Here is a 492-nt window from a genome sequence, read left to right as displayed (position 1 = left end):
AAGATCCCGAGGAGCTGTTCGACCGCGTCGCGCGCAACGTCGCGCTCGCGGAGGCGGTCTTCGAGGCCGAAAAGCGGGGCGTCGAGATCACGGTCACGCCCGACCAGGTCAAGCCCGACCACCCGCGCCGAGACGAGCTCGCCGAGGAGGTCTTCGGCGCGGGGACGACGGTCGACGACGACGTCGAGACGACGCTCACCGCCCGCAACGTCAACAAGTTCGCGTACGACACGGTCGTTCCCGAACTGCCCGAGGGCGTCCGCGACCACGTCGAGACGACCACCGAGACGTTCCGCGACGGGATGGAGTCGCTTTCGTTCATGCCGAACTCCCCGACGCTGATGAACGCGGGCGACGAGCTGCAGCAGCTCTCCGCCTGCTTCGTCGACTCCCCCGACGACGACATCACCGACATCCACCAGACCGCTAAGGAGGCGGCCGAGGTGTTCCAGTCCGGCGGCGGGATGGGGTACGCGTTCTGGAAGCTCCGCC

The 492-nt window shown here is 68.1% G+C and carries 1 protein-coding gene; it reads left to right on the top strand.

The genetic code is table 11. The features are described from left to right. A partial coding sequence (locus tag EXE44_RS18060; RefSeq protein WP_274595394.1) for a ribonucleotide reductase N-terminal alpha domain-containing protein occupies positions 1-492 on the top strand: 492 nt, incomplete at both ends.

The sequence above is a fragment of the Halorubrum sp. SS7 genome, from assembly GCF_005435055.1.
GTDB lineage: Archaea > Halobacteriota > Halobacteria > Halobacteriales > Haloferacaceae > Halorubrum > Halorubrum salinarum.
This window is presented reverse-complemented; position numbering and strand designations above follow the sequence as displayed.